Genomic DNA, 19,171 nt, shown 5'->3' on the forward strand with positions numbered 1-19,171 from the left:
CTCACACCCGCTGCGCCGCCTCCTCCCGGGCGAGGACCGCGTCCACCCCGGACATGATCAGGTCGCCGACGACCGCCGCCGCGGCCCGGTGGCCGCCGCCGGCCGCGTTGACGACCTGCTCGGCGAAGCCGATCGCGTTGCCGGCCGCCCACACGCCGGGCACGCTGGTTTGGCCCGTCGCGTCGACCACCGGGTAGGTGCCGTGGGGGGTCTCGTGCAGTTCGGCGCCGAGCCGCTCCAGCAGGCCGGTGCGCGGCACGGCGCGCGGGGCGACGAAGAGCGCCGTGCGCGCGCGCACCGAGCCGTCCGCCAGCCGGACGCCCGTCAGCCGGTCGTCCTCGACGCGCAGACCGGTGACCTCGCCCCGCACCACCTCGACACCGGCCGCGGCCAGCCGCCGCAGATCGGTGGCGGACGGCTGCCCGGCGGCGGACGGGTGCGCGAAGAGGACCACGTCGTCCGACCAGCCGGAGACCATCAGGGCCTGGTGCACGGCGAGCGGGCCGGTGGCGAGCACCCCGAAGGCCCCGTCGCGTACCTCCCAGCCGTGGCAGAACGGGCAGTGCAGCACGTCCCGGCCGAACCGCTCGGCCACCCCCGGCACGCCGGGCAGCTCGTCCCGCAGCCCCGTGGCGACGATCAGCCGCCGGGCGCGCACGGTGCGGCCGCCGGCCAGCCGCACGGCGAGGCCGTCGCCGTCCCGCACCACGTCCGCCGCGCGGTCGCGGACCAGCTCGACGCCGTATCCGGCGGCCTCCGCGCGGCCGAGCGCCAGGAACTCGGCGGGCGACATGCCGTCCCGCGTGAGGTAGCCCTGCATGTGGTCCGAGGGCGCGTTGCGCGGCTCGCCCGCGTCCACGACGAGGGTGCGCCGGCGGGACCGGCCGAGGACCAGCGCGGCCGACAGGCCCGCCGCGCCGCCTCCGACGACGACCACCTCGTAGTCGTCCGGGTGTGCCGTGGGCACCGGGTGTGCCGCGCCGTGCGGCGCGTTGCTCGGGGTCATGGGGACCACCTCCGCCGACACGGTCGCCCGGTGCCCGCCGGATTGACAAATGGGTTTGCCGGTTCTGCAATAAGCGCATGACGTCGGACGAAGTGCTCGCGGGTGTCGGACCGAGGCTGCGCCAGGTGCGCAGGGAACGGCAGGTGACCCTCGCCGCGCTCTCCGAGGCGACCGGCATCTCCGTCAGCACGCTCTCCCGGCTGGAGTCGGGGCTGCGCAAGCCGAGCCTGGAGCTGCTGCTGCCCATCGCCCGCGCCCACCAGGTGCCGCTGGACGAGCTGGTCGGCGCCCCGCCGGTCGGCGACCCCCGGGTGCGGTCCCAGCCGATCGTGCGCCACGGACGCACCTACTGGCCGCTGACCCGCCAGCCGGGCGGCCTCCAGGCGTTCAAGGTGCTCGAACCCCGGCGCCACCAGGAGCCCGACCCCCGCACTCACGAGGGGTACGAATGGCTCTACGTGCTCTCCGGCCGGCTCCGCCTGGTCCTCGGCACCCACGACATGGTGCTGACGGCGGGGGAGGCCGTGGAGTTCGACACCCGGGTGCCGCACTGGTTCGGCTCGACGGGGGAGGGGCCGGCGGAGTTCCTCAGCCTCTTCGGGCCGCAGGGGGAACGCATGCACGTCCGGGCGCGGCCGTCGGGGCGTGGTTCGTGAGGGCGGGAGCCGGGGGGACGTGAGGCCGGCCGGGGGCGGGTCCGCGGCCGTGGCGGCGCCCGCCCGGCGGCGTGCGTGGGCCGGGAGCCGGCGGCGCGCGGGTGGACGCCGGTCCGCCGTGGTGGTTCCCCGGGCGGCAAGCGACCGCTTAGTATGCCGTCATCCCGTCCGACGGTCGTGTGGAGGCCCGCATGCAGGCATGGCAGGTGCACGAGAACGGCGAGCCGAGCGAGGTGATGCGGCTCGCGGAGACGGAGCGGCCCGTCCCCGCCGACGGCCAGGTCCTGCTCAGGGTCCGCGCCGCGAACGTCAACTTCCCCGACGCCCTGCTCTGCCGGGGCGAGTACCAGGTCAGGCCGCCGCTGCCCTTCACCCCCGGCGTCGAGGTCTGCGGCGAGACCGAGGACGGCCGCCGCGTCCTCGCCACCCCGGCGCTGCCGCACGGCGGCTTCGCCGAGTACGCCCTCGCCGACGCCGCCACGCTGCTGCCCGCGCCCGACTCCCTGGACGACGCCGAGGCCGCCGCGCTGCACATCGGCTACCAGACCGGCTGGTTCGGCCTGCACCGCCGCGCCCGCCTGGAACCCGGCGAGACCCTGCTCGTGCACGCCGCCGCCGGCGGGGTCGGCAGCGCCGCCGTGCAGCTCGGCAAGGCCGCCGGCGCGACCGTCATCGGCGTCGTCGGCGGAGCCGAGAAGGCCGCCGTCGCCGACGAACTCGGCTGCGACCTGGTGATCGACCGGCGCACGGAGAACGTCGTCGCCGCCGTCAAGGAGGCCACCGGCGGCCGGGGCGCCGACGTCGTCTACGACCCGGTCGGCGGCGACGCCTACACCCAGTCCGCCAAGGCCGTCGCCTTCGAGGGGCGGATCGTGGTCGTCGGCTTCGCGAGCGGCACCGTCCCCCGCCCCGCCCTCCACCACGCCCTCGTCAAGAACTACTCCGTCCTCGGCCTGCACTGGGGCCTCTACCAGGCCAAGAACCCCGGCCTGGTCCGCGAGTGCCACGGCCGGCTCACCGAGCTGGCCGCCCGCGGCGCGATCGCCCCGCTGGTCAGCGCGCGGGTGCCGCTCGACGAGGCCGCCGCGGCCGTCCAGCGGGTCGCCGACGGCACCACCACCGGCCGGGTGACGGTCGTCCCCGGACAGGAGACCGTCGCATGACCGACGCCGACGACCTGCGCCGCCGTACCGCGGCCCTGCTGGCCGCCCACCCGCCGGGCACCACCGGGCGCCCGGAGTTCCTGCGAGCCCGCTTCGACGCCGGGCTCGCCTGGGTGCACTTCCCCGAAGGGCTCGGCGGACTCGGCGCCCCCCGCGCCCTCCAGGCCGTGGCCGACGCCGAACTCGCCGCCGCCGGCGCCCCCGACAACGACCCCCGGCGCATCGGCATCGGCCTCGGCATGGCCGCCCCGACGATCCTGCGCCACGGCACCGAGGAGCAGAAGCGGCGCTTCCTGCGCCCCCTGTGGACCGGCGAGGAGGTCTGGTGCCAGCTCTTCTCCGAACCCGGCGCCGGCTCGGACCTGGCCGCCCTCGGCACCCGGGCGGTCCGGCGGGGCGACGAGTGGATCGTCGACGGACAGAAGGTGTGGACCTCCAGCGCGCACCTCGCCCGCTGGGCCCTCCTCCTCGCCCGCACCGACCCGGACGCGCCCAAGCACCGGGGCATCACCTACTTCCTCTGCGACATGACCGATCCCGGGGTCGAGGTCCGGCCACTGCGCCAGATCACCGGCGAGGCCGAGTTCAACGAGGTCTTCCTCACCGGCGTCCGCATCCCCGACACCCACCGCCTGGGCGAGGCCGGCGACGGCTGGCGGGTCGCCCGGACCACGCTGGACAACGAACGCGTCGCCATCGGCGGCACCCGGCTGCCCCGCGAGGGCGGCATGATCGGCCCCGTCGCCCGCACCTGGCGCGAACGCCCCGGCCTGCGCACCCACGACCTGCACCAGCGGCTGCTCGGCCTCTGGGTCGAGGCCGAGGTCGCCCGGCTCGCCGTCGAGCGGCTCAGCCAGAACCTCGCCGCCGGCCGGCCCGGACCCGAGGGCGCCGCCACGAAACTCGGCTTCGCCCGGCTCAACCAGGAGATCAGCGGCCTGGAAGTCGAACTCCTCGGAGCCGAGGGCCTCTTGTACGACGACTGGACCATGCGCCGCCCGGAACTGGTGGACTTCACCGGCCGCGAGGCCGGCTACCGATACCTGCGCTCCAAGGGCAACAGCATCGAGGGCGGCACCAGCGAGATCCTGCTCAACATCATCGCCGAACGCGTCCTCGGCCTGCCCGCCGAACCCCGTACCGACAAGGACGCCGCCTGGAAGGACCTGGCCCGATGAGCGGCCTGCTCTACTCCGCGGAGGAGGAGGCGCTGCGCGCCGCCGTCCGGGACCTGCTCGACGACCACTGCGAGGCCGCCGCGGTGATCGCGCGCGCCGACACGGCCGAGCCGCACGACCTCGCCCTGTGGCGGCGGCTCGCCCACGGCATGGGCCTGGCCGGCCTTCTGGTCCCCGAGGAACGGGGCGGACAGGGCGCGTCCCCGCGCGAGGCCGCCGTCGTCCTGGAGGAACTGGGCCGCGCCATGGCCCCCGTGCCCTTCCTGACCAGCGCCGTCGTCGCCACCGAGGCGCTGCTCGCCTGCGCGGCCGACGGCCTCCTCGCCGAGCTGGCCGCCGGGCGCCGCACCGGCGCGCTGGCGGTACCGCTCCACGTGGGCCCCGGCGCCGGCCACCCCCGGGCCCGGCTCTCCGGCGGCACCCTGCACGGCGAGCTGACCGGCGTCGCCGACGCCACCGCCGCCGATCTGCTGCTCGTCCCCGCCGACGACGGCGCCCTGTACGCCGTGGACGCCGACGCGGTCACCGTGACGCCGCAGACCTGCCTGGACCCCACCCGGCCGCTCGCCACGCTCACCCTCGACGGGGCGCCGGGAGACCGGCTCGGCTCGTCCGGGCCCGCCGTCGACCGGGCCCTGGGGACCGCCGCCGGACTGCTCGCCTCCGAACAACTCGGGCTCGCCACCTGGGCCTTGGAGGAGACCGTGCGCCACGTGAAGGAGCGCCGCCAGTTCGGCCGGCCGGTCGGCGGCTTCCAGGCGCTCAAGCACCGGCTCGCCCGGCTCTGGCTGGAGAACGTGAACCTGCGCGCCGCCGCCCGCAACGCCGCCGACGCCCTCGCCACCGGCGAGGACACCGACACGGCCGTCGCCCTCGCCCAGGCGTACGCGAGCGGGGCCGCGGTCCACGCCGCCGAGGAGGCGCTGCAACTGCACGGAGGCATCGGCATGACCTGGGAACACCCGGTCCACCTGTACCTGAAGCGGGCCAAGGCCGACTCCCTCGCCTACGGCACGGCGGGCGCCCACCGCGGGGCGCTGGCCGCACTGGCGGACCTCCCGGCGCCCTGACGGCGTATCCGAACGCGCGGACATCACACGTTCGGAGGATAGCCGAGCCGCACGGACGAACCCTCCGCTACGCCACACTTGCGGCCGAACGCCGCGAAGCGGACGTGGCGGAGGAGGTTCACGATGGCCATTTCCATCTCGGTGGTGCTGTTCCTGCTCGTCCTTGCGGTGATCTTCCTGCGCAACGGAGGACTGAAGATCTCGCACGCCCTGGTCTGCCTGCTGCTCGGCTTCTACCTGGCGAGCAGCAGCATCGCCCCCACCATCCACAGCGGCCTCACCGCCACCGCCGACATCGTCGGCAGCCTCCGGCCCTGACACCTCGGCCCGCCGGGGCCCCGGCCGGAGCGCGTCAGGTCCCGAGGACGCGGGAGCGGATGAGGAAGCGCACCCCCTCGGGCGCCTCCAGGGAGAAGCCGCTGCCCCGGCCCGGGACCACGTCCACGATCAGCCGTGTATGGCTCCACAGCGCGAACTGGCTGCGCGACATCCAGAACGGCACCGGCTCCCCGACGCCCTCGACCACCAGATCGGCGAGCAGGACGTCCGAGGCGCCGGTGCGGAACTCACCGGCGGGATAGCACATCGGCGCGCTGCCGTCGCAGCACCCGCCGGACTGGTGGAACATCAGCGGACCGTGCGCCGCGCTCAGCCGCCGCAGCAGCCCGGCCGCCGCGTCGGTGACCTCGACGCGCGGGACGTCCTCGTGTGTGTCGTCCATGCTCCCCATACCAGCACGGCGAAGGTTGCGGAAGCGTTGCGCCGACGGACCACCGACGGACCACCGCGCGGCTCAGCCGGCGCCCGCCCCGTCACGGGGCAGCACCGTCACCCGGTGCAGATTGCACTCCGAGGGCGGCCCGGCCGCAGGCGTGCCCTGGTGCGCCTGCAGGGCGATGCTGACCAGGCTCAGCAGCAGGTCGACGTCCGTGTCGCAGTCCAGGTGCACCGTCACCCAGCGTGAACCGGGCACCAGCCGGATCGCGCTGGAGCCGCCCAGCCCCTGGTGGACGCGCCGGATGGCGTCGAGGGTGAGGTGCAGGTCGGCGTCCCGCTCCGAGTGGAAGTGGACGATGTCGTCGTGGACGGAGCGGAGCGCCCGCCCCGTTCCGCAGCTTGCCGGACCCTCGGTGAGGTCGGGCCAGGCGTGCAGCCGTTCGAGGGCGCGCTGAACCAGTGTCATGCCCCCCATCGTCGCCCGGTCCTCGCCGCGCAACCAGGGGTTGAGCGATTCGTAACCCGTGCGTGAGGGACGGCGCGCGGAACGGCCGGCACACGGGGGCGCCGGCCGTCCGGGAGGTCACGGAAAGCGCCGCGCGGGCCGGCGCGGCGCTCCCCGCCTACCGCGTCACGGTGCGACGCAGCCGATGGTGCCCACCGGGAAGTCGTTGCCGGTGGAGGTGGCGGTGAAGCCGAAGCTCACACTGCCGTCCGGTGGGACGACCCGGTTGTGGTCCACGTTGCGGACCGTCACCGAGCCGTCCCCGTTCGCCGACAGGGCCCCGTTCCACACCCCGCCGATCGCGGTGCCGTTGCCGGGCTGCCAGCGCACCGCCCAGCCGCTCAGCGGCTCGGTGGAGTGGTTCATGACCTCGACGGAGCCCTGGAAGCCGCCGTTCCAGGAACTCTGCACGGAGTAGACGGCCATGCAGGACCCGGAGTGGTCCGGCGGGGTCGTCGGCGGCGGGGTGGTGGGAGGCGTCGTCCCGCCGCCGGAGCCGCGGATGCCGGTCACCTCGCCGTTGCCGCCGTCGAAGACGATGTCGGAGCAGGAGAAGAAGTTCTCCTGGCTGTCCGACCGCACCCACTGGATGAAGAGCAGCGCGTCACCCGAGCGGCCCGAGGGCAGCGCCAGGTCCCAGTAGTAGTGACCCCCGTTGGTGCCCGGCGAGCCCTGCTGCGGCGGGTCGGACACCGTCTGGACGAGCTGGAGGTCGGCCCAGGCCAGCGGAGTGGTGGGGGACCAGCCCTGCTTGGTCAGGTACACCCGGAAGTCGCCCGGGTGGTGCGCCCAGTTGCTGTACTGCACCTTCATGGTGGACCCCGAGGTCAGGTGGGTCCGCGGCCAGTCGGCGCGGGCGGCGTTGTAGGCGGAGAAGTCGTACGGCGAGCGGTCGCCGGCGCTGCACAGGGTGCCGTCCGGCACGTAGCCGGCGCCGCGTCCGCCCGCGTTGGAGTCGAGCACGGCGAACCAGTTGTAGAGCGCGGTGGCGCCGCTCTTGTCGAGGGCGTCCCGGCAGGCCGGGTTGGTCGGGTCCAGCGCTCCCGTTCCGGTGAGGCCGTCGAGCTGGCAGAGGTAGGTGCGCGAACCGGGCGTCATCGCGACACCGTGTGCCTCGGCCCGGCCCTGCCCGAGCAGGAAGGTCACGCCGAGCGCGCCGAGCAGCGTGGCCATCACCGCCGTCAGGGTGAGCAGTCTGCTGCGTCGAACCATGGGATCTCCCGTATTCCACTCGATTTGCCGATCGGGGCATGAGGTGCGGGTCGTGCGGTGGAGCCCCCGCCCGCCCGGGGAGGCGGTCCGACCGGACGGGCGGGGGAGCGGGGCCGTACGGTCGCACGGGCCGCGGTCACGTGGCCGGGCGCCCGCGCGGTGGCGCGGCGTGCGGCGGTACGGCAGTGCGGGGGGCGGTGGTGCCGTGGTGCTGCGGTGCGGTGTGCCGTGTGGGGCCGGTGCGGTGGTGCCGTGGTGGTGCCGGTGCCGGGCGGTCAGGCCGTGGCGCAGGCGGCGCCGTTCAGCCGGAAGCCGGCCGGTGTGCTGAAGGAGCCGGTGTAGGTGCCCTGGAAGCCGAAGGTCAGGGCTTCTCCCGGGGCGATCCGGGCGTTGTGCGCCGGCCCGGTGGCGGTGACCGTGCCGGAGGCGGGGGTGACCCCGGCGTTCCAGGCGTGGGCGATCCGCTGTCCCGGGGGCAGGGTGAATGCCAGCCGCCAGGCGTCGACGGGGGCGGAGCCGGTGTTGGTGACGGTGACGTCGGCGGTGAAGCCGCCCGGCCAGACGTTCGTGGCGTAGGCGACCTCGCACGCCGCCGGGTCGCCGGGACCGGGCTCCCCGGGGCCGCCCGGGGCGCCGGAGGTGTCGATGCCGGCCGAGAACGAGGTCAGCGCCAGTCCCTCGCCCTTCTGCCAGGGCTCGAAGCCGGCCTGGACGCTCGTCAGGTACCAGTCGTCGCCGGCGAGCCCGCGCGCGACGGCCTGCCGGACGAAGTCCATCACGTCGAAGTTCCAGCTCCCGATGGCCGACGGGGAGACGAAGGACAGCACGTCGTTGCTGCCGTTGCCGCCCGACCACACCTCCCAGGTGCGCCCGGCGACCGTGGCGGTTCCCACCGGGGAGCCCACCGGCTGGACCGGGCCGACCCGGTTGAACCAGACCATGATCTCGGTCCGGTTGACACCGTCGGTGCGCGGTGCCGGGTCGAGCCAGATGTCGTAGGCGGCGTCGTAGACCGCGTCGTCCACGTAGCCGAAGGAGACCGAGGTGGGCGCCGCGGTGATGTCGCCGAGGCGCGCGGGCAGTTCGGTGCCGGGGGCGCAGACGGTGTAGTGGCAGCCGTCGAAGACGGACGGATACGACTTCGGGGCCCCGTCGGTCGGTGCCGAGCCCTCGGCGCGGTCGATCCGGAAGCCCGAGCCGGTGACGGTGATGCACTGGGTCGCGCTGGTGCCCCAGCGGTTGTTCTGGACGACGTAGCGTCCCTGGATCGTGGTGGTCCCGAACGGTTCGCAGAGCGCGGTGTCCGCCTGGGCCGGGGCCGCCGCCGTCATGAGCGACGCGAGGACGGCGAGCGCGGCGAGCAGCGCTCCCAACAGGCCGTGCCGGGGGCGGACATGATGCCGTGACGGTCGCATGGGGAGCCTCTCCGGGAGGGTGCGGGGACGGGGCCGGCGGCGGGAGCGCTCCCACCTCCCCACGGGTGGGAGCGCTCCCATAAACCGGTGTGCTGGGGACTGTAGGAGGAGTTCATGTCCCTGACAAGGTTGTGCGCGCGGATCGTCGCGAAGATTCCCGAAGTGCCAGGTGGTGGACGTCCCCCTCCGTCGCGTCCGGGCCGGTGGCCCCCGTGGCGCCGGTCCGGTGGGCGGGGCGGGGTGCGGGGAGGCGGTACGGGCGCCCCGCGAGAGCGGCGGCGCCCCGGGCCGCGACGGGCCCGGGACGCGGGGCCGAGCAGGCCGGTCAGGCGGGAACGGGCCGGTCGCGCAGGGGCGCGGCGGGGCCGCCCGCGGCGTACGGCACGGGGTACGGGCCGGGCGGCAGCGGGTCGTGCAGGACGTTCCCGGCGGGCACCCCGGCGTCGAGGAGCAGGCCGGTCACCGCGCGCACCATCTCCGGCGGCCCCGCGACCAGCGTCCGGCCGGAGCCCGGGGTGACACCGCGGGTCACCGCGCGGGCCAGCCTGCCGTACGCGTCCTCGCCCGGCGCCCCGCCGGCCACCGTCACCAGGTTCAGCCACGGCCGGCGCCGCTCCAGGTCGGCCGCGTACCCGGTGTCGTAGAGGCCGGACGGCGTGTCGGCGCCGAGGAAGAGCAGCACCCGGCGCGCGGGGCGGGCCCGCCGTTCCGCCTCCCGCAGCAGCGCCTTCATCGCCGCCCAGCCGGTGTCCCAGGCCACCAGGCGCAGCTCGCCCTCCGGGTCGTCGCCGAGGGCGAGGCTGCCCTTGGGCGGGCCGAGCCGCACCGGGTCGCCGGTGCCGGTGCGGTGCACCAGCGCCTCGCTGACCCCGCCGGGGGCCGTGCACCGCACGTGGAACTCCAGCTCCCCGTCCCGGCCCGGCTCGCCGGCCACGTAGTACGGCCGCCAGGTGTGCGGCAGCAGGGCGTGCTCGACGGCCGTGTGCTGCCCGGCCCGGTACCGGAAGGGCTCGTGCGGGCGGACCCGGAGCACCGCGAGGTCCGGACCGCACCGGCGGTGCTCCGTCACCGTGGCGTTCCAGCACGCCGGTTCGCGCAGCGCGGCGTCCGCGCCCCGGACCATCGCGGTGACACCGAGCCGCAGCATCCGCACCCAGGCGTCCTCCAGGTCCGGCGTCCAGTGCTCGCCGGCCCGGCTGCGCAGCGCCTCGCACAGGGCCTGTTCGAAGGCCGCGTACTGTGCCGGGCGCACCCCGAGTTTGCGGTGGTCGCGGCCGAGCTGGGTGAAGGTCTCGGTGATCCGCCCGGGCTGGTCCAGGTGCTCGATCAGGTACCAGAACGCGCGTGCCAGATGGGCCTGCTGGAACTCCATCTCGGCCGGGAAGAGCGAACGCAGCGCGGGGTGCCGGGTGAACAGCGCCGCGTAGAGCCGGGTGATCAGCTCGTCGAAGGGCGCGACCAGGTCCAGCCGGCTCATGATCAGCCGCTGGTCGGCCGCCCCGTCGTACGTCTCCTGCGGCGCCGGGCGGGAGGTGCCGCCCGGGTCGCCGGCGCCTGCGGGGGAGAGCAGGCGGCGGCGCAGCCGCATCGCGTCGTGCCGCGCGAGGAGCGCGTGGTAGGTCCCGTCCTCGGCGCTCACGACCGGCCGCCGCCGCGCGTCCCGGAGCCGACGGTGGCCCGCGCGGCGCCCGGCGCGGGGGCGCACGGGGCGGGCAGGGCGGGTGCTTCGCCGGGGAGCGGGCGGATGACTGGACGCATGGAGGGGCTCCTGGAGACGTGTAGGGGTCGGCGACGCCGTGAACGGAAGGCGTCCGCCCGGTGAAACCGCAGGTCAGTATGGCATTACGGGCATATGCCCCAACGTCCCTGGGTGCCGGGGCCGTTGGGCCCTGGACATCTCCCCGCCTGCCTGCTCACCCCGTGCGGGCCCCCGGCGGACCCGGGGGTCCGGTGCGCCGGGGCCCCGGGCGGACTCCCCTCAGTCCGCGGGGGGTTCGTGCTCCGGGAGCCGGGTGAGGGCGTGGTCGGGGCGGGGGATCTCGCCGAAGTCCTCGTCCGCGCAGTCGACGGGCAGGCCGTGGATGACCGCCGCGACCCTCGGTGGCAGGGTCGGCCGCCGGCCCTCCCAGCAGCGGCTGATCAGCTCCCGGCGCACGCTCTCGGGGAGCAGCGGAGGCTGCCGCCCGCGGACCGGCACCGGGGGCTCGGCGGGGGCGGCGGCGGTGTGCGCCTGCGTACGCCAGAAGGCGGCGGCGCGGTGCTCGGCCCGCCCCTGGTGGAGCAGGTAGAGGCAGAAGGCGGCGGTGCGGTTGCCGGCGCCGGCGGCGAACTCGAACCAGAACTGCGCCTGGTCCCCGTACCCCGCGAGCCGCAGCAGCGCGGCGAAGACGAGGGCGCCCTCGGGCTCGATGCGTTCGTGGTCGACGAGGCGGGCGAGGCTCACGTGCGCCTGCGGCGAGTCCACGATCAGGGTGACCGCCAGGTCCAGGTCGTGCGCGGCCTGTTCGTGCGCCGTCGGGTACGGGGAGGGGGGCCGGGCGGGGCCGGCGGCGCTGCTGTCCGCGAGGGCCGTGACGCGACGCAGGGCCCGGTCGGTGTCGTAGTCGTCGTAGGCGCGGGTGAGGGCCTGGGCCGCGTGCAGGGCGGCGTCGATACCGGGGGCGGGTTCCTGGTGCGTACGGGTCACTGCCGGGGGTCCGTCTCCTGGTAGGGGATGTGCAGTTCCCGGGCGAGGGAACGGCGGGCGTGGCGGATGTGGGAGCGCACGGTGGCGGTGTCGATGCCGAGGCACTCGGCGACCTCCTCGTCGTCCATGCCGAGCAGGAAGCGCAGGACGATGACGTCGTAACGGCGTTCGGGCAGGGTGGAGATGGCCGCGTACAGACCTATCTCCTGGGAGATCACGCGGAGTTCGTCGCGCATCTCGTGCAGCAGCAGCTTCTGTAACGCGGTGAGGAAGGCGGCGTCGCCGACCTGGGGTTCCAGGCCGCGTTCGGCGAGCCAGCCGTGCACCTCCTCCTTGAGGACCATCCAGGCGTAGCGGGGCACCGACTCCTGGAGCAGCACCGTGGGCCAGTCGGCCTTCAGGCGCGCGCAGGCGTGGTCCACGACGGTCTCGGCGCTGGTGCTGCTGCCGACCTGGGTGTGGGCGTACCGCATCCAGAGCTTGCGGTGGTAGGCGTGGAAGGCGTCGAACGTCAACGCGAGTCGCCCGGGTCGGGCGGGGGAGGGGCGGGCCTGTCGCCCGCGGGAACCGTCGAGGGAGGGGGTCATCACGCCTCACTGTCACGGGTGGTGGCGTCCAAGGCGGGGGTGGCGGCGGGCGGGCCGGGCCGCTCCGGGAGGAGGCGGCCGATCTCGCCGCGCGGGGCGCCGGCGAGCAGGTGCCGGCCGTCCCGGCGCGGGTCGGGGGCGAGGATCCGGGCGGCGGTTCCCCAGACCGCCAGGCTCTCCAGATCGAGGTCCACTGGCGTCCTTCGACTGTGCACCGCGCCGCTCCCCACTGGGCGGAGTCGGTGTGGGAGAAATACTTCCCACTCGTCAGCCAACCGGATGACGGGCCGTCCTGTGCAAGCCGTACCTCAACTTTCTCGGCACACCACATTAGTATGATTAGTCATGTGTTGGAGGGAGGGGTATGCGACCATAGTTGACCTTTTCGTGCGGGCGGTGGAGCCGGGCGTTGGCTGGTCCCCGCGGTTGCCCGCGCGGTCCCCGGGGGAGGAAGCTCAGGTGGCGCGGGGTGGCGCGGCCCGGCGCGCGCAGGGTGGAGGACCGCCGGGGCGACGCCGGCGGCACGGCGGCCGAGGGGGAGAGCGGCGATGAGCGGGGGCGGCAGCGCGGGCGGGGGAGGCGACGTGGTGGACCTGGAACTCGACCGGGCGCACTCGGCCCGCATGTACGACTACTTCCTCGGCGGGATCACCAACTTCCCGGCCGACCGGGAGGCGGCCGGACGGGCCATGGCGGCCTTCCCCTCGATCCTCATCGCCGCGCGCAGCAACCGCAGTTTCGTCCACCGCTCCACCCGCCACCTGGCGCAGATGGGCATCGGTCAGTTCCTCGACATCGGCACCGGCATCCCCACCTCGCCGAACCTGCACGAGGTCGCCCAGGCCACCAACCCCCGGGCCAGGGTGGTGTACACGGACAACGACCCGATCGTGCTGGCCCACGCCCGCGCGCTGCTGCGCAGCCACCCCGAGGGGGCCACCGCCTACATGCAGGCCGACGTGACCGACCCGACCTCGCTCCTGGACCACCGGGTGCTCCGTGCCGCACTGGACTTCCAGCGGCCCATCGCGCTCAGCCTCAACGCGCTGCTGCACTTCATCACCGACCGGGACGGTGCCCACGGCATCGTCGAACGGCTCAAGAACGCCCTGCCCTCCGGCAGCGTCCTGACGATCAGCCACGTCACCCCCGACTTCGACCCCGAGGGGATCGCCCGCCTCACCACCATCTACGAGTCGGCCGGAACCCCGGGTCAGGCCCGCACCCTGGACGAGATAGCGGCCTTCTTCGACGGCTGGGACCTCCTCGAACCCGGTCTGACCCCCATCCTGCGCTGGCGGCCGGACCCCGACGAACCGCACTCCAACGTCACCGACGCCGAGGCCGCCCTGTACGCCGGCATCGCCCGCAAACCCTGACCGTCCTCGCCTCCCTCCCCTCCGGCCGCGCCCGTACGGGGGCGGCTCCGGCGCGCGCCGGAACCCCCGGAAGCCGGTGCGCCTCCCTCGCACCCCCGACGGCCGGCGGCCCCCGGTGCGGCTTCCACCCTTCCCGCCCGCGCCGGGGCCCAGGGCCGGATGCCTCCCTTCGAGTGAAGGACACGCGGCCCTGCCCTCACTTGGTGGACGCCGGTGGTATGAGCACACGGCGGCGTGGTGCCCACCGTCCCGGTAGCGTCGGTGGGACCCTGCTGGCGCGCGTGCACACGGGAGGTGGGATGAGCCAGAGCGAGAGGGAGCGTCCGGCCGTCCCGCCGCGCACCGCCCCGCCGCGGGCGGCGCGGCGCGCGGCACCGCCCGCCCCCCGGCCCGGGACCTCGCCGGCTCACCGCCTCGGCCCGGAGCCGGGCGGCGCCCTCCCGGCGGCGTCCGGCGCGCACGCGTGCCGTACCGGCGTCGTCCGTACGGGGGGCGCCGCCACGGCACTCCCGCCTCCCGGACCCGCCCGCCCCGGCCGTCCCGCCGCACCCCGCGCCCGGCGCCCCCGGCCGGTCTCCCGGCGAATACGCGCAGCCGCTTCGTAGCCCCGGCCCGTAGCCCGCCCGCCGTCCCACGGCGTCCATCAGGGAGAACCCGCGTGACCGCCCTCGACCAGCCGCCCGTGACCACCGCCGCGCCGCCCCGCCGAAAGCCGGGGCAGGTCGTGGTCTCCTGGGTGACCAGCACCGATCACAAGACGATCGGCAGCCTCTACATGATCACGTCGTTCGTCTTCTTCATCGTCGGCGGCGTGATGGCCCTGGTGATCCGGGCCGAACTGGCCCGTCCGGGCCTCCAGATCGTCTCGAAACAGCAGTTCAACGAGGCGTTCACGATGCACGGCACGCTGATGCTGCTGATGTTCGCGACGCCGCTGTTCGCCGGTTTCGCCAACTGGATCATGCCGTTGCAGATCGGTGCGCCGGACGTGGCGTTCCCCCGCCTGAACATGTTCGCGTACTGGCTCTACCTCTTCGGCTCGATCATCGCCATGGGCGGCTTCCTCACCCCCGACGGCGCCGCTGCCTTCGGCTGGTTCGCCTACTCACCGCTCACCGACGGCGCCCACTCGCCGGGCCTCGGCCCCGATCTGTGGATCATGGGCCTGGCCTTCTCCGGCTTCGGCACCATCCTCGGTTCGGTCAACTTCATCACCACGATCATCTGCATGCGCGCCCCCGGCATGACGATGTTCCGCATGCCGATCTTCACCTGGAACATCCTGCTGACCGCCGTCCTGGTCCTGCTGGCCTTCCCGGTGCTGGCCGGTGCGCTGCTCGCGCTGGAGGTGGACCGCAAGTTCGGCGCCCACGTCTTCGACGCGGCGAACGGCGGGGCGCTGCTGTGGCAGCACCTCTTCTGGTTCTTCGGGCATCCCGAGGTGTACATCATCGCGCTGCCGTTCTTCGGGATCGTGTCGGAGATCATCCCGGTGTTCTCCCGCAAGCCGATCTTCGGCTACGTCGGTCTCATCGGGGCCACGATCGCCATCGCCGGCCTGTCCATCACCGTGTGGGCCCACCACATGTTCGTCACCGGCGGTGTGCTGCTGCCGTTCTTCGCCTTCATGTCCTTCCTGATCGCGGTCCCGACCGGGGTGAAGTTCTTCAACTGGATCGGCACCATGTGGCGCGGCTCCCTGTCCTTCGAGACACCCATGCTGTGGTCCGCGGGCTTCCTGGTCACCTTCCTCTTCGGCGGCCTCAGCGGCGTCCTGCTCGCCTCGCCGCCGCTGGACTTCCACGTCTCCGACAGCTACTTCGTGGTGGCCCACTTCCACTACGTCGTCTTCGGCACCGTCGTCTTCGCCATGTTCGCCGGTTTCTACTTCTGGTGGCCGAAGTTCACCGGCAAGATGCTCGACGAACGCCTCGGGAAGATCCACTTCTGGACGCTGTTCGCCGGCTTCCACACCACCTTCCTCGTCCAGCACTGGCTCGGCGCGGAGGGCATGCCCCGCCGCTACGCCGACTACCTGGCCGCCGACGGGTTCACCGCCCTCAACACGGTCTCCACCATCGGCTCCTTCCTGCTCGGCGCCTCGATGCTGCCCTTCCTCTACAACGTCTGGAAGACCGCCAAGTACGGCACGCAGGTCGGCGTGGACGACCCCTGGGGATACGGCCGTTCGCTGGAGTGGGCGACGCCCTGCCCGCCGCCGCGCCACAACTTCGTCACCATGCCCCGCATCCGCTCGGAGTCCCCCGCCTTCGACCTGCACCATCCGGGCCTGTCGCAGCTCGACCAGGAGGAGAACGTCGGCCGGCGCGACGCCGTCGAGCCCCACCCCGGACCACCCGGCCTCCCGCGCGACGGTGACCGGTAGCCGGCGGGGCGGGCCGGACCCGGAGGAGGGGGCCGGCGAACCGGCCGGGGCCGGACTGCGCCGGCTGGAGGGGTACCTGCTGTGGCAGGCCGAGGTGGAGCAGGCCCGCAAGGAGGCCGAGGCCATGGCGGACCGGCTGGACTGGCTCACCTCGGCGCAGCGCGAGGCGGTCGTCGACTGCTTCGCCGAGCGGCAGATGCAGCTCTCCCGCCGCTTCCTGGAACGCACCGCGCTGCGGGCGCAGTCGCTGCGCGGCGAGTACGAACAGCGCTACGCCCTGCTCCGGACGCGCCTGTGCGCCCTGACCCTGCTCGGGTTCACCGCCGCGGTCCTGCTGCTGTGCCTCCTCGCCGGGCTCTGACCCGCGCCGGCCGAGGGGCCGGCGAAGACGCCGGCGCCCCTTCACCCGGTCCCTCGGTCCGGGTGAAGGGGCGCCTCGGTGGACGGGCCCGCCGCCGGCCGGCCGGGACCCCGTCCCGGTCCCGGTCCGCCGCGGGGCGGGCCCGTCGTCCTGTGCGGGTCACCGCTGGGTGGTGATCCCCTTGGGGTTGAGATGGGCGATGTTGCCGCTCTCGGTCCCGTCGGCGGGGTCGATCACGCAGTCGATGAGCGCCGGGGCCCGTGCGGCCAGGGCGGCGCGCAGGCTGGTGTCGACCTCCTCGGGGGTCGTCGCCTGGACGCCCGTGCCGCCGAACGCCTGGATCATGACGTCGTGGCGGGCCTTGAGCGCGGTCGGCGCCGGGTCGGAGGAGGTGGACGCCTCGTCACCGCGGTAGACGCCGCTGTTGTTGAGCACGACGGTGACGACGGGCAGGTCGTAGCGGCAGACCGTCTCCACCTCCATGCCGCTGAAGCCGAAGGCGCTGTCGCCCTCGATGGCGACGACCGGCTGCCCGGTCTCCACCGCGGCGGCGATCGCGTACCCCATGCCGATCCCCATGACGCCCCAGGTGCCGCTGTCGAGGCGGTGGCGGGGTACGTGCATGCCGATGGTGTTGCGCGCCAGGTCGAGGGCGTTGGCGCCCTCGTTGACGAGGTAGGTCTCCGGGTGTTCGTGGAGGATGTCGCGGATCACCTGGAGCGCGCCGAGGAACTTCATCGGGTGCGCGGTGCGCGCGGCCGCCAGACGCTCGGCCATCTTGGCGGAGTTGCGGGCGGAGCGGGCCGCCAGTTCCTCGCGCCACGCCGCGGGGGCCGAGATCCGGCCCGGCTTGCTCCGCTCGGCCAGCGCCTCCATCACCGAGCCGATGTCGCCGACGAGCGGGGCCGCGATGGGCTGGTTGCTGTCCATCTCGGCGGCCTCGATGTCCACCTGGATGAAGGTGGCGTCGGGGTCCCACTGGGGTGCGTCGCCGTGCCCCAGCAGCCAGTTGAGCCGGGCGCCGACGAGGACGACGACGTCCGCCCGGCGCAGGGCGAGGGAGCGGGCGGTGGCCGCCGACTGCGGATGGTCGTCGGGCAGCAGGCCCTTCGCCATCGACATCGGCAGGTAGGGCACGCCGGTGCCCTCGACGAAGTCGCGGATCCGCTCGTCCGCCTGGGCGTAGGCGGCGCCCTTGCCGAGGACGATCAGCGGCCGCTCGGCGTTGGCCAGCAGGTCGATCGCGCGGTCGACCACCTCCGGGTCGGGCAGCTGGCGCGGGGAGGGGTCGACGACCTGCCAGAGCGAGGCGGCGCCGCGCTCCGCGTCGATGACCTCGCCGAGCACCGCGGCCGGGATGTCCAGGTAGACCCCGCCGGGCCGGCCGGAGACGGCGGTGCGGATGGCGCGGGCGATGCCCCGGCCGATGTCCTCGGCGCGGTGCACCCGGTAGGCGGCCTTGACGAAGGGGCGGGCCGCCGCGAGCTGGTCCATCTCCTCGTAGTCGCCGCGCTGGAGGTCGACGAGGTGCCGCTCGCTGGAGCCGGAGATCTGCACCATCGGGAAGCAGTTGGTGGTGGCGTTGGCGAGCGCCACCAGCCCGTTGAGGAAGCCGGGCGCGGAGACCGTGAGGCAGATGCCCGGCTTCTTGGTGAGGAACCCGGCCGCCGCCGCGGCGTGTCCGGCGTTGCTCTCGTGGCGGAAGCCGATGTAGCGGATGCCCGAAGCCTGCGCGACGCGAGCCAGGTCGGTGATGGGGATGCCGACGACACCGTAGATCGTCTCCACGCCGTTGTTCTTCAGCGCGTCGACGACGAGATGGATCCCGTCGGTGAGGGCGGCCGGATCGTCAGTGTCCCCGACCTCGGTATCCGGCATCGGAGGAGCGTTGGTCATGGTCAGGACCCTCCCTGTGTCGCGCTACTCGGGAATACTGTATGCAGTATCCCTCGGGGGCGGTGCGGTAGCAAGGGGCGTACGGATCGGGTGCGCGCGCCGCGCGGACGCGCCCGCCGGCCGGGTGCGCGCGTGTGGTCGCGCGGGCGGGCGGGGGTGGGGTCGGTAGACTGTAGACGAAAGTCGATGTCCGGCACGGCCGGGCCGCCGATCAGGGATGGAAGCGATGCTGTCCACGGAATTGCCGAAGGGGGCCGTGCCGAAGCTGGAGCGGCCGGGCCCGCTGCGCGAGCGGGTCTACGAAGCCCTCCTGGAGCTGATCATCACCAGGGTGCTCACGCCCGGTCAGCACCTGGTCGAGACCGAACTCGCCGGACAGCTCGGCGTCTCCCGCCAGCCCGTCCGCGAGGCGCTCCAGCGCCTGAACACCGAGGGCTGGGTCGACCTGCGCCCCGCCCAGGGCGCCTTCGTGCACGAACCCACCGAGCAGGAGGCCGACCAGCTCCTCGCGGTGCGCGGGCTGCTGGAGGCCGAGGCGGCCCGGCTCGCCGCAGCCAACGCCACGCCGGAGGCGTCCGAGCGGCTGCGCACCCTGTGTGACGCGGGCGAGAGGGCCCTGCGCGCCGACGACATCGACACCGTCGTCGCCACCAACGCCGCCTTCCACACCCAGGTCATGGAACTGGCGGCCAACTCCGTGCTCGCCGAGCTGTCCGCCCAGGTGGACCGCCGCATGCGGTGGTTCTACACGCCGATCGCGCGGACCCGCGGCGCCCACTCCTGGGACGAGCACCGCGAGCTGATCGCGGCCATCGAGGCGGGCGACGAGCAGCGCGCCCAGCAGGCGATGCGCGCGCACACCGAGCAGACCCGCGCCGCCTACCACGCACACTCCGGCGCCGGCCGCTGACCCGGCCGCCCGCCGCCCCGCACGGGAACGGGTCCGGCCCCGGC

Annotated in this window: 20 protein-coding genes; 9 read left to right on the plus strand and 11 right to left on the minus strand. The window is 74.2% G+C overall.

All coding sequences use genetic code 11. The features are described 5' to 3' along the window. Nucleotide 1: 1 nt before the first annotated feature. Nucleotides 2-1,006 carry an NAD(P)/FAD-dependent oxidoreductase gene (locus VM636_RS26380; RefSeq protein WP_078962729.1) on the minus strand — a complete coding sequence of 335 codons (1,005 nt, stop codon included), beginning with the start codon at nt 1,004-1,006 and terminating at the stop codon, nt 2-4. Between the two features lie 77 nt (nt 1,007-1,083). Here VM636_RS26380 and VM636_RS26385 point away from each other — a divergent pair, with 77 nt between their 5' ends. From VM636_RS26385 to VM636_RS26405, 5 genes are all read left to right on the plus strand, one after another. Further along, a complete protein-coding gene (locus VM636_RS26385; RefSeq protein ID WP_030418545.1) occupies nt 1,084-1,662 on the plus strand; it encodes an XRE family transcriptional regulator in 579 nt (192 codons plus the stop codon). Between the two features lie 191 nt (nt 1,663-1,853). Beyond that, complete coding sequence (locus tag VM636_RS26390) at nt 1,854-2,825, plus strand: NADPH:quinone oxidoreductase family protein (RefSeq protein ID WP_030418544.1); 972 nt, start codon at nt 1,854-1,856, stop codon at nt 2,823-2,825. Then, nucleotides 2,822-4,003: an acyl-CoA dehydrogenase family protein gene (locus tag VM636_RS26395; protein WP_030418543.1), complete on the plus strand. Its 1,182-nt coding sequence runs from the start codon at nt 2,822-2,824 to the stop codon at nt 4,001-4,003. The genes VM636_RS26390 and VM636_RS26395 overlap by 4 nt, the downstream gene beginning before the upstream one ends. Beyond that, the gene (locus VM636_RS26400) at nt 4,000-5,073 is read left to right on the plus strand and encodes an acyl-CoA dehydrogenase family protein (RefSeq protein ID WP_030418542.1); all 1,074 of its coding nucleotides are present in this window, start codon (nt 4,000-4,002) and stop codon (nt 5,071-5,073) included. The genes VM636_RS26395 and VM636_RS26400 overlap by 4 nt, the downstream gene beginning before the upstream one ends. Before the next feature lie 123 nt (nt 5,074-5,196). Continuing rightward, entirely contained in the window at nt 5,197-5,391 is a 195-nt protein-coding gene (locus VM636_RS26405; RefSeq protein ID WP_030418541.1) for a hypothetical protein, read from the plus strand. 34 nt (nt 5,392-5,425) lie between these two features. On the opposite strand, the gene VM636_RS26410 is transcribed toward VM636_RS26405, so the two are convergent. From VM636_RS26410 to VM636_RS26450, 9 genes are all read right to left on the minus strand, one after another. Beyond that, the gene (locus VM636_RS26410; protein ID WP_030418540.1) at nt 5,426-5,794 is read right to left on the minus strand and encodes a DUF779 domain-containing protein; all 369 of its coding nucleotides are present in this window, start codon (nt 5,792-5,794) and stop codon (nt 5,426-5,428) included. A gap of 72 nt (nt 5,795-5,866) precedes the next feature. After that, a complete protein-coding gene (locus VM636_RS26415; RefSeq protein WP_030418539.1) occupies nt 5,867-6,256 on the minus strand; it encodes a luciferase family protein in 390 nt (129 codons plus the stop codon). Nucleotides 6,257-6,421: 165 nt separating this feature from the next. Continuing rightward, complete coding sequence (locus VM636_RS26420; protein WP_030418538.1) at nt 6,422-7,507, minus strand: lytic polysaccharide monooxygenase; 1,086 nt, start codon at nt 7,505-7,507, stop codon at nt 6,422-6,424. A gap of 275 nt (nt 7,508-7,782) precedes the next feature. Next, complete coding sequence (locus tag VM636_RS26425; RefSeq protein WP_030418537.1) at nt 7,783-8,922, minus strand: cellulose binding domain-containing protein; 1,140 nt, start codon at nt 8,920-8,922, stop codon at nt 7,783-7,785. Nucleotides 8,923-9,247: 325 nt separating this feature from the next. Then, on the minus strand, nt 9,248-10,510 hold the full coding sequence (locus VM636_RS26430) for a globin domain-containing protein (RefSeq protein WP_053914118.1): 1,263 nt from the start codon (nt 10,508-10,510) through the stop codon (nt 9,248-9,250). 47 nt (nt 10,511-10,557) lie between these two features. Further along, nucleotides 10,558-10,680 carry a hypothetical protein gene (locus VM636_RS26435; protein ID WP_267887096.1) on the minus strand — a complete coding sequence of 41 codons (123 nt, stop codon included), beginning with the start codon at nt 10,678-10,680 and terminating at the stop codon, nt 10,558-10,560. Between the two features lie 220 nt (nt 10,681-10,900). Then, nucleotides 10,901-11,608: a hypothetical protein gene (locus VM636_RS26440; RefSeq protein ID WP_053914072.1), complete on the minus strand. Its 708-nt coding sequence runs from the start codon at nt 11,606-11,608 to the stop codon at nt 10,901-10,903. Further along, nucleotides 11,605-12,195 carry a sigma-70 family RNA polymerase sigma factor gene (locus VM636_RS26445; RefSeq protein ID WP_030418534.1) on the minus strand — a complete coding sequence of 197 codons (591 nt, stop codon included), beginning with the start codon at nt 12,193-12,195 and terminating at the stop codon, nt 11,605-11,607. The genes VM636_RS26440 and VM636_RS26445 overlap by 4 nt, the downstream gene beginning before the upstream one ends. Next, a complete protein-coding gene (locus VM636_RS26450; protein WP_053914071.1) occupies nt 12,195-12,389 on the minus strand; it encodes a hypothetical protein in 195 nt (64 codons plus the stop codon). The genes VM636_RS26445 and VM636_RS26450 overlap by 1 nt, the downstream gene beginning before the upstream one ends. A gap of 354 nt (nt 12,390-12,743) precedes the next feature. Here VM636_RS26450 and VM636_RS26455 point away from each other — a divergent pair, with 354 nt between their 5' ends. From VM636_RS26455 to VM636_RS26465, 3 genes are all read left to right on the plus strand, one after another. Beyond that, on the plus strand, nt 12,744-13,574 hold the full coding sequence (locus VM636_RS26455) for an SAM-dependent methyltransferase (protein WP_338485880.1): 831 nt from the start codon (nt 12,744-12,746) through the stop codon (nt 13,572-13,574). A gap of 658 nt (nt 13,575-14,232) precedes the next feature. Beyond that, the gene (gene ctaD / locus VM636_RS26460) at nt 14,233-15,960 is read left to right on the plus strand and encodes a cytochrome c oxidase subunit I (RefSeq protein ID WP_053914070.1); all 1,728 of its coding nucleotides are present in this window, start codon (nt 14,233-14,235) and stop codon (nt 15,958-15,960) included. Next, a complete protein-coding gene (locus tag VM636_RS26465; protein WP_037857433.1) occupies nt 15,950-16,321 on the plus strand; it encodes a hypothetical protein in 372 nt (123 codons plus the stop codon). The genes ctaD and VM636_RS26465 overlap by 11 nt, the downstream gene beginning before the upstream one ends. 159 nt (nt 16,322-16,480) lie before the next feature. Here the strand turns inward: VM636_RS26465 and oxc are convergent, their stop codons facing one another. Next, nucleotides 16,481-18,217, minus strand: coding sequence for an oxalyl-CoA decarboxylase (gene oxc, locus VM636_RS26470; RefSeq protein WP_051821191.1), 1,737 nt, complete (start codon nt 18,215-18,217; stop codon nt 16,481-16,483). Nucleotides 18,218-18,443: 226 nt separating this feature from the next. On the opposite strand from oxc, the gene VM636_RS26475 reads away from it, so the two are divergent. Then, complete coding sequence (locus tag VM636_RS26475) at nt 18,444-19,127, plus strand: GntR family transcriptional regulator (protein WP_030418528.1); 684 nt, start codon at nt 18,444-18,446, stop codon at nt 19,125-19,127. Nucleotides 19,128-19,171: the final 44 nt, after the last annotated feature.

It is taken from the genome of Streptomyces sp. SCSIO 75703 (assembly GCF_036607905.1).
Classification (GTDB): Bacteria; Actinomycetota; Actinomycetes; order Streptomycetales; family Streptomycetaceae; genus Streptomyces.